This window comes from Clostridium sediminicola, from assembly GCF_050402865.1.
Classification (GTDB): domain Bacteria; phylum Bacillota; class Clostridia; order Clostridiales; family Clostridiaceae; genus Clostridium_AF; species Clostridium_AF sediminicola.
In genome coordinates, this window is record NZ_BAABMF010000002.1 from 184,293 (window position 1) to 198,343 (window position 14,051).

14 protein-coding genes are annotated in these 14,051 nt (G+C 30.2%); 1 reads left to right on the plus strand and 13 read right to left on the minus strand.

The window, feature by feature from the left end; genetic code table 11:
• Window positions 1–26: 26 nt before the first annotated feature.
• The 6 genes from ACQ3F0_RS04640 to ACQ3F0_RS04665 all read right to left on the minus strand — a co-directional run bounded on the left by ACQ3F0_RS04640 (window position 27) and on the right by ACQ3F0_RS04665 (window position 5,571).
• Window positions 27–1,076, minus strand: a complete 1,050-nt coding sequence (locus ACQ3F0_RS04640) for an L-threonylcarbamoyladenylate synthase (RefSeq protein WP_428863920.1) — start codon at window positions 1,074–1,076, stop codon at window positions 27–29.
• Between the two features lie 41 nt (window positions 1,077–1,117).
• Window positions 1,118–1,843 (minus strand): ZIP family metal transporter, encoded by a 726-nt coding sequence (locus ACQ3F0_RS04645; protein WP_428863922.1) that lies wholly within the window; start codon window positions 1,841–1,843, stop codon window positions 1,118–1,120.
• 103 nt (window positions 1,844–1,946) lie between these two features.
• Window positions 1,947–3,020 carry a peptide chain release factor 1 gene (gene prfA / locus ACQ3F0_RS04650; protein WP_428863923.1) on the minus strand — a complete coding sequence of 358 codons (1,074 nt, stop codon included), beginning with the start codon at window positions 3,018–3,020 and terminating at the stop codon, window positions 1,947–1,949.
• A gap of 95 nt (window positions 3,021–3,115) precedes the next feature.
• On the minus strand, window positions 3,116–3,973 hold the full coding sequence (gene prmC / locus ACQ3F0_RS04655; RefSeq protein WP_428863926.1) for a peptide chain release factor N(5)-glutamine methyltransferase: 858 nt from the start codon (window positions 3,971–3,973) through the stop codon (window positions 3,116–3,118).
• A gap of 66 nt (window positions 3,974–4,039) precedes the next feature.
• Window positions 4,040–4,984 (minus strand): DUF1385 domain-containing protein, encoded by a 945-nt coding sequence (locus ACQ3F0_RS04660; protein ID WP_428863928.1) that lies wholly within the window; start codon window positions 4,982–4,984, stop codon window positions 4,040–4,042.
• 2 nt (window positions 4,985–4,986) lie between these two features.
• Window positions 4,987–5,571, minus strand: a complete 585-nt coding sequence (locus ACQ3F0_RS04665) for a thymidine kinase (protein ID WP_428863930.1) — start codon at window positions 5,569–5,571, stop codon at window positions 4,987–4,989.
• 198 nt (window positions 5,572–5,769) lie between these two features.
• Here ACQ3F0_RS04665 and rpmE point away from each other — a divergent pair, with 198 nt between their 5' ends.
• Window positions 5,770–5,985 (plus strand): 50S ribosomal protein L31, encoded by a 216-nt coding sequence (rpmE, locus tag ACQ3F0_RS04670; protein WP_428863932.1) that lies wholly within the window; start codon window positions 5,770–5,772, stop codon window positions 5,983–5,985.
• 24 nt (window positions 5,986–6,009) lie between these two features.
• Here rpmE and rho read toward each other — a convergent pair whose 3' ends face one another.
• The 7 genes from rho to ypeB form a co-directional block, all read right to left on the minus strand.
• Window positions 6,010–7,464 (minus strand): transcription termination factor Rho, encoded by a 1,455-nt coding sequence (gene rho / locus ACQ3F0_RS04675; protein ID WP_428863934.1) that lies wholly within the window; start codon window positions 7,462–7,464, stop codon window positions 6,010–6,012.
• A gap of 214 nt (window positions 7,465–7,678) precedes the next feature.
• Window positions 7,679–9,283, minus strand: coding sequence for a CTP synthase (gene pyrG / locus ACQ3F0_RS04680; protein ID WP_428863936.1), 1,605 nt, complete (start codon window positions 9,281–9,283; stop codon window positions 7,679–7,681).
• Between the two features lie 182 nt (window positions 9,284–9,465).
• Complete coding sequence (locus tag ACQ3F0_RS04685; protein WP_428863938.1) at window positions 9,466–9,759, minus strand: ribose-5-phosphate isomerase; 294 nt, start codon at window positions 9,757–9,759, stop codon at window positions 9,466–9,468.
• A gap of 113 nt (window positions 9,760–9,872) precedes the next feature.
• Complete coding sequence (locus tag ACQ3F0_RS04690; RefSeq protein WP_428863939.1) at window positions 9,873–10,292, minus strand: YwiB family protein; 420 nt, start codon at window positions 10,290–10,292, stop codon at window positions 9,873–9,875.
• Window positions 10,293–10,306: 14 nt separating this feature from the next.
• The gene (locus ACQ3F0_RS04695; protein WP_428863940.1) at window positions 10,307–11,290 is read right to left on the minus strand and encodes a tRNA 4-thiouridine(8) synthase ThiI; all 984 of its coding nucleotides are present in this window, start codon (window positions 11,288–11,290) and stop codon (window positions 10,307–10,309) included.
• A gap of 36 nt (window positions 11,291–11,326) precedes the next feature.
• Window positions 11,327–12,358, minus strand: coding sequence for a D-alanine--D-alanine ligase family protein (locus ACQ3F0_RS04700; RefSeq protein WP_428863942.1), 1,032 nt, complete (start codon window positions 12,356–12,358; stop codon window positions 11,327–11,329).
• 286 nt (window positions 12,359–12,644) lie between these two features.
• On the minus strand, window positions 12,645–14,012 hold the full coding sequence (gene ypeB / locus ACQ3F0_RS04705) for a germination protein YpeB (RefSeq protein ID WP_428863944.1): 1,368 nt from the start codon (window positions 14,010–14,012) through the stop codon (window positions 12,645–12,647).
• Between the last annotated feature and the right edge of the window lie 39 nt (window positions 14,013–14,051).

Below are 14,051 nucleotides of genomic sequence, written 5' to 3' on the forward strand. Positions count from 1 at the left end.
CTCTCCAATAAATTTATAAGTATATCCTACAATTCTATGATATCATATCCAGCTGCTTTTTTTAGTCTATTCATAATTGCAATTCCTATTCCTTCTTCTTCATAACTTTCTGCAAATATTAAGTCAACATTTTCATTGTTAAAACTTCTTAATACACTAAATAAATTTTGACTTATCTCATTCAAGTTAGCTCTCTTGCCAAGTGATTTAATAATGCCAGAAGTATATTCATATTTAGTTTCTTCACACGCAATAATTCCAACTCTCATACCTCTCTGGACATTCAAACTTGTACACTCATTTATATATGAGACTGTTTCTTCTAATTCACCTTTTACAATTTTCAAAGGTGCTTTTGGCGCATAATGCCTATACTTCATTCCTGGCGCTTTGGGTTTAATATTTTCTTTTGGTTTATTTATAAGAGCGGGGTCAATATAAACCCTTGAATCAATTTTTTGTAATCTTTCTAGAGTTATTGCTCCGGGCCTTAATATGCATGGAGGATCTACCGTACAATCAACTATAGTAGACTCTAATCCTACTTCCGAAATATCTCCACCAATTATGAAATTAACCCTTCCATTTAAATCTTCAACACAACTCTCTAATGTAGTAGGACTTGGTTTTCCTGACAAATTTGCCGAAGGAGCTGCTATAGGCACATTGGCTTCTTCTATAAGTTTTCTAGCAATAGTATTCGAAGGCATTCTAATTCCGACCGTTTCTAGACCTGCACTTGTAGTATAAGGAACTTTTTGTGATTTTTTTAAAATTATAGTTAATGGACCAGGCCAAAGTTCTTTCATCATTTTTTTTGCTATTATAGGTATATCATCCACTAAACTTTCTACATTTGTACTAGCTACATGTATTATTAAAGGATTATCCTGGGGTCTTCCTTTCGCTATAAAGATTTTTTTAACGGCATCTTCATCCAATGCATTAGCACCTAATCCATAAACCGTTTCTGTAGGAAATACCACTAATCCACCCTTTCTAAAAACACTTCCAGCTTCAATGATAACCTCATTATCTATTTTAGATTCGTCTATTTTTACTATCTTCGTTTCCACTTATAACAACTCCATTTTTTTAACCATTACTTAGTATTTTATTATAAGAGTATCGTAATTACAAGACCTAATATTATTCCAAATACAACACTTTTAAATATAGTATTAAAATTTGTAGCTTTTGTACTTCTATTGATTAATTGGAACAATGCAATATAAAACATTATCCCTGAAACTATTGCTAAAAATATACCAATAATTAATGGAGAAATCCAAAACATTTTAACCCCAATATAACATCCAATAACTGTAGGCATAGCAGTTAAGAATGAATAAAGCAAAACTTTATATGTACGTATTCTTGAAGCTACTAATGTTGATGATACTACAATACCTTCCGGTATATCATGTACTGCAATTACTAAGCTCATTGTTGCTCCTAAACCACTACTATGCAAAAATCCAATTCCCATAATAATTCCTTCTGGAAGATTATGCAGCATTATTCCAATAGATGTTAAAATAGCTGTTTTCAGAAATACATCTTTATTTAAAGAAATTTCTTCATAAAGCTTACCTAAAAAATACATAAATGCAATGCCAATACCCATATAAATAAGAAAAACATCAATTCTTATTCTTTCTAATGAAGATGGTAGTAATTCAATAAAAACCACTTCCATCATTATACCTGCTGCAAAACAATTGAAATTTGCTATCATCTTTTTTGAAGGTTTTGAAATCAATATCCCAAATATTGAACCTATCATTGTACCAGCTAAAGAAAATAAACTTGCATATATTACAGTATTTGAAATTTCACTCAACTAACTCACCTCACTCTAATTAATAATATTAATCAATTACAAGAATTAGAAGAGGAATTAATTTGACAAAAAAACAAAAACAAAGGCAATCGCCTTTGTTTTATTAATTACCTAGTTCTTTCATTTTTTCAGCTTGCTCAGTAGAAATAAGTGCATCTAAAACTTCATCCATATCACCATCAAGGAAATTATCTAGCTTGTAAAGAGTTAAACCAATTCTATGCTCAGTAACTCTTCCTTGAGGATAATTGTAAGTCCTTATTCTTTCACTTCTATCTCCTGTTCCTACCTGACTTCTTCTATCAGCAGCTATTCCAGCAAGTCTCTCAGCTTCTGCCTGTTCAAATAACCTAGCTTTCAATACCTTCATAGCTTTATCTTTATTCTTCAACTGTGATTTTTCATCTTGACATGAAACAACTATCCCTGAAGGTATGTGAGTCAATCTAACCGCTGAGTCAGTAGTGTTTACACACTGTCCTCCATTACCAGACGCTCTAAATACATCCACTCTAATATCATTAGGATCAACATGTATTTCTACATCATCAACTTCAGGCAATACAGCTACAGTAACTGTAGAAGTATGAATTCTACCACTTGATTCTGTATCAGGAACTCTTTGAACTCTGTGTACTCCACTTTCATACTTAAATTTGCTATAAGCTGCATCTCCTTTTAACATAAATACAACTTCTTTAAATCCGCCAATATCCGTTTCATTTGCACTCATTATTTCAGATTTCCAACCATGTCTCTCAGCATAACGGTTATACATTCTAAATAAATTAGCTGCAAATAACGCTGCTTCATCTCCTCCAGCGCCACCTCTTATCTCAATAAATACATTTTTATCATCATTTGGATCTTTAGGAAGCATTAAAATTTTAACCTCTTCTTCTATAACTTCCTTATTGCTTTGTAACTCTTTAATCTCTTCTTGAATCATTTCTTTTAATTCTTTATCTGTTTCTTCTTTTAACATTTCTTTATTGTCTTCTAATTCTGTCACAACAGTTTTATATTCTCTATACTTATTTACAATAATCTCTAATTCAGCATGTTCTTTACATAACTTTCTCCATTCAGCTTGTTTAGCCATAACTGATGGATCGCTGATTTTCATAGACAATTCATCATATTTATTTTCTATAAACTCCAGTTTATCTAACATCAAAATCACTCCGTATTCATATTTTCACATTTAATTATTATATCATATTAATATTAAATCACAAAAACTTTAGATTTATTTCTTTAAAATATAAATAGCTATGGCTCTTTTAACCTACCCACAACAACTCTATCTTTTCCCGCCAAATCTTGAAAAGTTCTAATACTTGTGAATCCATTTTCTTTAAGAATACTTATCACTTCATATTTTTGATCATGCCCAATTTCATATGAAAGTAAACCATTATTATTAAGATTTTCTTTAGCTTGCAATGTTATTCTTCTATAAAAATCCAATCCATCTTTTCCACCATTAAGCGCAATATGAGGTTCAAAATTTTTAACATCATCCATAAGTGTATTAATTACTTCATCTTTTATATAAGGGGGATTAGATACAATTACATCAAATTTTACATTCGTTGACTTTGCTTTTTTAAGTAAATCACTTTTGTATACACTGGCTTTATTTTTTAAATCTAATCTTGAAATATTCTCTGTAGTAACTTGTAGCGCTATATCACTAATATCATATAAGTCCACTTTGATATCTCGAATCATTTTAGCCAAGGATAACCCTATCGCGCCTGTTCCACAACATAAATCACATACAGTTCTATAATTATACTTAACTATCTCTTCCAAAGTTTTTTCTACTAGAATTTCAGTATCTGGTCGAGGAATTAAAACTCCATCTTTTACATAAAAATTAAATCCCATAAATTCGCAATTATTCAATATATACTTAACCGGCATCTTATTTTTCCTTTTTTCAATTAACCGAAAAAACTCCTGTACCGTTTTTCCATCTAACTCATGCTCTCTATTAGTTATAATAAATATCCTATCTTTTTTAATGACTTTAGATAATATCAATTGACCATCAATTATATAACTATCAATATTAGCACTTTTAAGTATTTCATTGCTTTTTATAAGCAATTCACTTATTTTCAACTTTTACACCCCTTATTATAAACTATAAAAAGAATACTACGAACTTATATCGTAATATTCTTACTTCTATACTATTTCTAATTTGACTTCTTCTGGCTTTGGAACTTCTTCTAATCCTTCCGCTACCTTTAAAGCCTTAATAGCAACTTCAAGCTGAGACTCATCTGGTTCTCTTGTGGTAAGCTTCTGCAGAGATAATCCCGGATATGCCAAAACTTTAGCTATATCACTCTCGCTCTTACCCATCCATTTAATAATCTCATAAGTAATCCCTGAAATCACAGGCAACAAAACAATTCTAGATATTGTTCTTTGAATAACTGAATCCCACCCAGTTAAAGAAAAAACAATTATACTCACGATCATAACCAAAAACATAAAATTTGTTCCACACCTTGGGTGAAATCTTTTATATTTCTTAGCATTTTCTGGAGTTAGATCTTCTTCATTTTCATAGCAAAATATTGATTTATGTTCAGCTCCATGATATTGAAATACCCTATTTATATCATTCATTTTTCCGATTAGAAGTATGTAAACAATAAAAATCGTCACCCTAATAACACCTTCAATTATATTAAGAATTATAGTATTATTAATATCTAATCTCTTAAAAATATTCGCTGCGTAAGTTGGCAATAAGAAAAAAAGTAAAACTGAAAATCCCAATGATAGAACTAAAGAAAACCCCATAATTATATCGTTAGTCTTTTCTTTAAATAAATTTTCTAACCACTTATCAAACTTTGAAGGTTCCCCTTCTTCTTCAAAAAAAGAAGCAGAGTAGTTTAATGACTTAATTCCTATAATTAAGGAGTCTACCAAGCTAATAAATCCTCTAATAACAGGCAAAGAGAAAATTTTGTTTTTCTTTGTCAAAGGCTTTGTATCTTCAAATTTAACTTCAATTTCTCCATCAGATTTTCTAACTGCTGTTGCAAGCCCTTTAGACCCTCTCATCATAACCCCTTCAATAACCGCTTGGCCACCGACATTCGCTCTTTTTTTCATTATTACACCTCATCTCTAGGTACAATGTGACACTTTCTACACCTTGCTTCATAGGATTCTGTAGCTCCTATCAAAACTATAGCATCTGAATAATTTGCCGGCTTTCCATTTATAAGCCTTTGTGTTCTGGTAGCTGGATTTCCACAAACTATACAAATAGCTTGAATTTTATCCACAAATTCTGCACAAGCCATAATATGAGCTATAGGTCCGAAAGGTTCTCCTCTAAAATCCATATCTAGTCCCGCACATATAACTCTTCTATTATTGTCAGCTAATTGTTTCAATACTTCAACTATACCTTCATCAAAAAATTGAACTTCATCTACAGCAATAACTTCAGTATCATTTTGTACTTTTTCTAACAATTCACTGCTACTATTAACAGCCATTGCTCCAATCTTATCTCCATTATGCGAAACAACATTATTCTTACTATATCTATTATCTATTTCAGGTTTAAAAACTTGAACCTTTTGTTTTGCTATTTTCGCCCTTGTAATTCTTCTTATTAATTCTTCTGATTTTCCGCTATACATAGGTCCGACTACTACTTCAATCCAACCATGATCTTTAGGTCCATACATATACAATATACCTCCAAAAAAAATTGAACAATTATATTGTAACAGAATTGAGAAACTTATTAAAGCATAGTTTAAAATAATATCAAATACTACTTAAATCTGTTGACTTTCCACAAAAGTCTATGATATAATTTATGAAGTTGATAATGTGTTTGAATTATTCGGTTAAATAGAATAATTATGAGCGAGGTGAAAGAAATGAAAGAAGGATTACATCCAGAATACCATCATGATACTTTAGTTAAATGTGTATGTGGTAACACTTTTACAACTGGATCAACAGTTAAAGAGATTAAAGTTGAAATTTGTTCTCAATGCCATCCGTTCTACACTGGAAAGCAAAAGATGATAGACACAGGTGGAAGAGTAGAGAGATTCATGAAAAAATACAACTTAAAAAACGAAGAAGCATAGAAATTATAAAAAATGGGAAAGATTTTATCTTTCCCATTTTTGTTTGTTAATTATTGATAAAAATTCATTATTCTTTTTCGTATTTGTTAACAATGTAATTAGTTTTTCTAATATTTCCGCAGTATTTCCTGCCTTATACATATTTCTTCTTATTGCAATTGCAGCACTTTTTTCATCTTCATCCAACAATAATTCTTCTTTTCTAGTTCCTGATTTATAGATATCAATAGCAGGGAAAATTCTTCTCTCGCCAAGTTTTCTATCTAAATGTACTTCCATATTACCAGTACCTTTAAATTCTTCAAATATCATATCGTCCATTCTACTACCTGTTTCTATTAATGCAGTTGCTAATATTGTTAAACTGCCACCTTCTTCTATATTTCTAGCTGCACCAAAGAATTTTTTTGGCATTAATAGTGCACCTGGATCTAATCCTCCTGATAATGTTCTACCTGTAGGAGTAATTGTTAAATTATAAGCCCTTGACAATCTCGTTATACTATCTAATAGTACAACCACTTCCTGTCCTTGTTCCACCATTCTTTTAGCTCTTTCCAACACCATCGATGCTACTTTAGTGTGATGTGTAGGTTCTTCATCAAAAGTTGAATATATTACTTCACCATTAATAGACCTTTGCATGTCTGTAACTTCTTCTGGTCTTTCATCTATAAGCAAAACAATAAGTTTTATTTCGGGATTATTTGCAGTAACACTATTAGCAATTTCTTTCATAATAGTAGTTTTTCCTGCTTTTGGGGGAGCTACTATAAGTCCTCTCTGACCTTTTCCAATAGGACTCATAATATCCATAAGTCTTGTAGATAATTTGTTTTTATGAGTTTCAAGTCTTAATCTCTCTGTTGGGTAAACTGGAGTTAAATGTTCAAATCTAGGTCTTCCTATGGCTTTTTCTGGCGATTCTCCATTTACTTTTTGAACATAAAGTAGTGCTTTGAATTTTTCTCCATCTTTTGGAACTCTAACTTTTCCAATTACTTCATCTCCAGTTTTTAAATTAAATTTCCTGATTTGAGATGGTGAAACATAAATATCATCTGGAGTTGTCAAATAATTTGAACCCCTTAAAAAACCAAAGTTATTACTTTCGTTTATTTCTAAAACTCCTCTAGCAGAATTAGAAGTATCTATAATTTGTCGCAAATTCTTACTTTTATCATTATCATTTTTATTCTGATTATTTTTATTACTACTGTCATTTCTATTTTCTATTTTAAAAGTACTAGCCTTATTATTGTTGTTTTCAACAACTTTAACAGATTTTTCTTCAGTTACAGTTTTTTCTTTGATTCTTTCACGCAATATTATACCATCTTTTTCAATGGAAAAAGATTTACTCTCTTTTATTTTATCTATTAATTCAGATTTTTTGAATTTAGAAATATTCTTCAAACCCAAATTCTTCGCAACTTCTCTTAATTGAGCTACGGTCTTGCCATCAAGATTATCATTCATTAATTTTTTACACCTCCACAATTAGGTAACAATTATATTCACAACCACAATACATATATGTAAATTTTCTATTATTCTGGGTATTCTAAAGAACCAATAAAGAGCATTTCGGAATTTTCTAAAGATATGCTTTTTTATAATTATTGCCTATTCTCCTATTATGATACTATAAAATAATAAACTTTCATAGAAAATCTATGAAAGTTTATATAATTTATTTTGAATTTTCTAAAGAGGCTTTTATAAAATCTCTAAATAATGGATGTGGCCTATTTGGTCTTGATTTAAATTCTGGATGGAATTGAGTAGCTACATACCATGGATGATTAGTCACTTCAACAATTTCTACTAATCTTTCATCTGGGCTGATTCCTGTAATCTCTAAACCAGCTTGAAGTAATTGAGTTCTATATTGATTATTATATTCATATCTATGTCTATGCCTTTCATAGATAATTTCTTCACCATAAGCTTTTTCAGCATTAGAGCCTTTTTTTAGCTTGCAAGGATATATTCCTAATCTCATAGTACCCCCTTTTTCATCTACATCCTTTTGATCTGGCATTAAATCAATAACTGGATATTTTGTTTCTGGATGTATTTCCGAACTATTTGCACCTTCATAGGATAAAATGTTTCTTGCATACTCAATTACTGAACATTGCATACCTAAACATATTCCAAAGAAAGGAATCTTTTTCTCTCTAGCATATTTAACCGCCAATAGCTTACCTTCAACACCTCTGTCACCAAAACCACCTGGAACTAAGATTCCATCAACATCATTTAAATATTGTGTGTAGTTTTGAGAATCTATTTCCTCTGCATTAATCCATTTAATTTTCACATCTGCATCATTAGCATATCCACCGTGACTCAATGCCTCAACTACTGATAAATAAGCATCATGAAGTTCAACGTATTTTCCTACTAACCCTATTGTTGTTTTTCCACTAAGATTTTTAACTTTATTAACAAGATTAATCCATTCAGAGTTATCAATATCATTATATTCTAAATTAAGCTTTTCACATACATAAGTATCTAATCCTTCTTCATGCATCATTAGAGGAACTTCATATAAATTCTCAGCATCAAGATTTTGGATGACAGCTTTTTCATCTACATTACAGAAAAGACCAATTTTTCTTTTAATAGAATGAGTAAGTGGTTTCTCACTTCTACAAATGATGACATCAGGTTGAATTCCAATACCCCTTAATTCTTTAACTGAGTGTTGAGTCGGTTTTGTTTTTAATTCACCTGCTTTTCTTAAATACGGAACCAATGTAACATGGATAAAACAAACATTTTCCCTACCCACGTCATATTTTATCTGCCTAATCGCTTCTAAGAAAGGTAAAGACTCGATATCACCAGTCGTACCACCAATTTCGGTTATAACAACATCAACATCTTTTTCTTTTGAAACTCGATATACTCTTTCCTTTAATTCATTAGTAATATGAGGAATAACCTGAACTGTACCGCCAAGATAATCTCCTCTTCTTTCCTTTGATAATACAGACCAATAAATTTTACCCGTTGTTACATTACTAAATTTGCCCAGATTTTCATCGATAAATCTTTCATAATGGCCTAAATCCAAATCAGTTTCCGCTCCATCATCAGTAACGAAAACCTCACCATGTTGATATGGACTCATAGTTCCTGGGTCCACATTTAAATATGGATCAAATTTTTGAATAGATACCTTCAAACCTCTATTTTTTAACAATCTTCCTAAAGAAGCAGCTGTAATACCTTTTCCCAATGAAGAAACAACTCCGCCTGTAACAAATACAAATTTTGTACTCAAATTTTTTCCTCCTATTTTATATTAGAGATATTTTGTAATAAATCCTCTTAATAATGCTTGACATTTTAATAATTGAGTATTATAATAGAAATTACCCTATAGAATGGGGGTAGTATTGTTCTAAATAAACATATCATTAATCTTAACATATATCATCCAGAAAATCTATATATTTTTTTGTTTTATATTAATTTTTTGATTTTATTTTCTACTAAAAAATATTTTTCTCTGAAATTTCTATTAATAAGAATTTTTTCCTTACCTTTCTTTATACTGTATTTTATTTTTCTATCATTAATTCTGCAAAAGTCATTTTTCAATACTCCAATATCGCTACATTTATGTTTTTCCAATAACAAAAATAATAAATACCTATATTCTCTATCATTTAATATTTCTAGTACTTCTTCTCGTCTTATACCTTTTAATTCACAAATAACACTAATAATTATTTCATAATTTTCTCGGATAAACAAAAAACCACCTCATTAAAATAGTTTCCATAATTTTATTTTTTAAACAAAACTATTAAACTGTTTTATAATTAAAAATGATGCGATACCCATAATTGAGTTCCACATCATCTTTATTAATTATTCGCTTTTATGTTTACTTTTAATTTTGTATTAGCTGCTTTTTGACCATCCACAGTAAGGTAATAATCAATAAATACATCTCCACCTTTATCATCTATATCAATATCTAGCTCTTTTGTAGATATTACTAACTCCAATGTCCCGTAAGGTGTATTATACATTGAAATACTATCATCTTTATTTATAAATTCCATTTTTGTATTTGTTGTCCCTCTTCTAATAAGCGAAAACTCATCATCCTTAATCTTTAAAGTAGTTGTAGTTCCTTCCATACCAGACAATTCAGTTTCCTCGTATACCGCATAATAACTATTTTCTTTTTTGTAGAAATTACCTTGAGTCACTACTTCTATTGCATCTTCTTCATTACCTACTTGCAAACTTAAAACTTTAATCACTGCTTCTTTCTTCATAAATAAAAACCTTTCTACTTTATCATATATTTATTTAACTCACATTCACTAATTTTATTTACTTTAACACATTTATTAAATGGCTTTTTATAATTGCCATACATTACTTCTAAAGTTTCTTCATCCTTACCCTTCGAGTATCTCCCCGCTATTTTTGCGGCATATTCAATTTCCTCTTCATTTGGTTCTCCAACAATAAACACCATTGAACCTTTGAATTCCGAAACTAAAAAAACTAAATCTTTTTCACTTAAATAATCTTTGATGCCTTCTGCTTCATCCGCCGTTCTAGTCGAAATTATCTTTGCTATTGGAGACATTCTAAAATGTCTTCCATATTTTAATAATTCCAACTCTCTTTCTTCTGGAAATTCATTATAATCTAATAAATCTCTTAATCGTACTGAATAATTAGGTTCCGTCAATTTGCATCCTCCTGCTGGTGATGGGTAATCTACTATACCCCATTTATCAGCAAGTGCTATTTGTTCTTTTCTACCTCTTCCTGAGATACCCAATAACATTTCCCTATTAACAATACCACTCTCTTCCATTTCAGTAGGTAAAAGTACTTTTGCGCATAAAGGTCTTAAAATTTTTGATGCTATACCAGATTCTTTTAAAACCATACTTAAACTTGTTTTATTTTGAGACATAGGCCTCTGATTCAAAACTTCACCTGTAATAATAAAATCAGCATTAAATTTTTCTAATAATTCACCTGCATATCTCATCATCATTGCATGACAATCTATACACGGATTCATATTTTTACCATGTCCATGTTTAGGTTTTTTAACCATTTCTAAATGCTCTTTAGAAAAATCCACCACCTCAAGTGGTATATCTATTTGCTTAACCATTCTTACTGCATTTTCTTCTCCAAAAAAATATGATTTAAAACATATACCTATAACTTCAATACCTTGTTCCTTAATTAATTTAGCAGCAAGTACACTGTCTAATCCTCCTGATAATAAAGCTAAAGCCCTCGCCATTAATTTCTCCTCTTTTCTTTTGCAATTAAAATATATTTATCCATTATTCCTTTCGATAGCTAATTCTATCAAATTATCAATTAACTCAGAATATTTCTTACCTGAAGCTTCCCACATTTTCGGATACATACTTATTTGTGTGAATCCAGGCAATGTATTTATTTCATTCAAGTAGAACTCTCCACTATTTCTATCAACCAAAAAATCAACCCTTGATAAACCCGCACAATCTAATATTTGATATATCTTGATAGCTTCATTTTTAATCATTTCTAACTTTTCATCATTTAAAGATGCCGGAATCATTAGTTTTGATTCTACATTTGAATATTTAGCTTCAAAATCATAAAACTCATTTGCAGGAATTATCTCCCCAGGTATTGCTGCTTTCGGTTTATCATTTCCCAATACCGCCACTTCTATTTCTCTAGCATTTATAGCTTCTTCAACTAATACCTTTCTATCAAATTTAAGTGCTTCTTCTAAACCTTGTACAAGTTCTTCTCTATTATGAGCCTTGCTTATTCCTACAGATGAACCGCTATTTGAAGGTTTAATAAAAACAGCATATCCTAATTTATCTTCAATTCTTTTAAGGATTTGTTCTTTTTCTTCACTATATTCATGTTTTTTTACCACCACATAATCCGCTTGTTTTACACCAAAATTTTCCAATACATACTTAGTGTAAACCTTGTCCATGCACAATGCTGAAGATAATACCCCTGGGCCTCCGCACGGAATATCAAGCAACTTACATAAACCTTGAATAGTCCCATCTTCTCCATATAATCCATGCAAAATAGGCAAAACAACATCTACTTCTTTGTTGAATAAAATTTTGTGCCCCTCTGGAACTTTATAAAATTCATCTTTTTCCCATTGCCCATTTTCAATATTATCATAACTGCCTTTATATTCAAACCATTTTCCATCTTTAGTGATACCTATGGGATAAACTTCATATTTTTTTAAATCAATATTCCTTAAAACTGATGTAGCTGATACTCTCGATACTTCATGTTCAGTTGATTGCCCACCAAATAAAATTGCTATCTTTTTCTTCATTCCTATACCTCTTTTCATTCTCAATGATTATAAATCTCGAAGCAATTTATAATAGTTTTAAGTTGTAATTTACAACTTAAAACTTACAACTAATTTTTTCAATCTTTTATTTCTTTTGCTAAATAATTTTAATCTGTATCCATTAAAACATAACTTTATACAAAAGCGTTCACTTAGAATTATATACTATGAAAATAAATATGTGAACAAGAAATTATTTATGCTAACATATAATTAATCTCATTACAAAAATATTCCGAATTTCCATTCGGAATATTTAAAATCTTTAAATAGTTAACTGTCCATTTGGTGTATTAAGAATCTGTAATATTCTTTGTTCATATCCTGTTTCAGCATTTATATATACAATGAATTCTTCCTCCTCATATGTACCACTAAACTCGTAACATAATTCTTCTTTATTGATTTCTGTAGGAATTAATGATAATTTTACCGAATTCACTTCTAGTTTTTTACCAACTCGTTCCCTAGCTTGCGCTTGAGTTATTTTAACTTGAGGAAGTTCCCTATTATCCACATGAGATACTAAATATTTTTCTGATTCAACTCCAATAACCTTTCCATCATCTAATGCTATCTTTAATTTTACTTGATCGGGATAAATAGCTATATCTTCTTGATTATAAACATAACTAATCACTGCAATATTTTTATAATTTAAAGCATAAGTTGACTCCATATTTTCAAAACCTATATTTTGAAGAAATTCACTACCAACTTCAGTAGCTTTTTCTAAATCTATTTTAGGCTTTTCTACTGTTCTGTTGTCTAACAAATATACTATATTTCCTCCATTTTTACTAATTTCAATTGCTATTTTTTGATCATCTTCTCTATCTTTTAATAAGACTCTAAATCTATAAGAAGGTACTCTAGTAGTTCCTTCTCCAGACACCTCTTCTATATTACTAACTTTATCCTTACCATAAAATTCAGTAACTATCTCTTTTGCTTTCTTAATATCAATTTTCTCTACTTCAAGTATCTTTGGTTCTATTTCCATAACATTATCCGAAAAAGGTCCATCATAAATTAGAGCAGGATATTGCGCAACTTGTTTTTGAATATCTTTAAATTTATCGGTTACTAACGTTTTATTGTCTTTTGCAAAGGCTAGACCTGCTTTCTTTCTTATTTCACCCCACTTAACCTTTCCTTCGTTAATATCCGCTTGCACCTCATTCAACTGAATCAACAGATAATCCGCCTCATTCCGCAGTTTTTCAATATTCTTATAATCTTCATCTGATAAATCATTCCCTTGAGATGCTATTTTTGATAGACTATATGAAAAGTCGCCTACTTGAGATAAAAATTTACTAGTTGCATCTATGTTCTCTTGCGGAACTGGTATGGAATGAATTTTATCATTGGCAATAGTCGCAAACCTAAATATGTCTTGAAAAACTACTATACTTTGTTCTCGCGACCCTACTATAGCAGATTTACTCAAATCAACTTTAATGTTACTTACAGAATCTATTAACTGGTACATATTTTTACTATATTGAGCTTGAAGATAATTTCTATAGTCCATTCTTTCAAGTGTCATAAGTATCGCAAATGTTGTTGAAAATACAACAATAAAGGCCACAGCTATTGTATACATTATCCTTTTCTTAGTCATTTTCATAATTAATTCCTCCCCTTGTGCATATACTATTAATATCTG

Excerpts from the sequence above, each read along its gene's own strand:
- rho (WP_428863934.1), bottom strand. The coding sequence starts at position 7,464 with ATGAATGATAATCTTGATGGCAAGACCGTAGCTCAATTAAGAGAAGTT.
- ACQ3F0_RS04695 (WP_428863940.1), bottom strand. The coding sequence starts at position 11,290 with ATGGCGAGGGCTTTAGCTTTATTATCAGGAGGATTAGACAGTGTACTT.
- ACQ3F0_RS04690 (WP_428863939.1), bottom strand. The coding sequence starts at position 10,292 with ATGAAGAAAGAAGCAGTGATTAAAGTTTTAAGTTTGCAAGTAGGTAAT.
- ACQ3F0_RS04660 (WP_428863928.1), bottom strand. The coding sequence starts at position 4,984 with ATGAAAAAAAGAGCGAATGTCGGTGGCCAAGCGGTTATTGAAGGGGTT.
- ACQ3F0_RS04665 (WP_428863930.1), bottom strand. The coding sequence starts at position 5,571 with ATGTATGGACCTAAAGATCATGGTTGGATTGAAGTAGTAGTCGGACCT.
- ypeB (WP_428863944.1), bottom strand. The coding sequence starts at position 14,012 with ATGAAAATGACTAAGAAAAGGATAATGTATACAATAGCTGTGGCCTTT.
- ACQ3F0_RS04700 (WP_428863942.1), bottom strand. The coding sequence starts at position 12,358 with ATGAAGAAAAAGATAGCAATTTTATTTGGTGGGCAATCAACTGAACAT.
- rpmE (WP_428863932.1), top strand. The coding sequence starts at position 5,770 with ATGAAAGAAGGATTACATCCAGAATACCATCATGATACTTTAGTTAAA.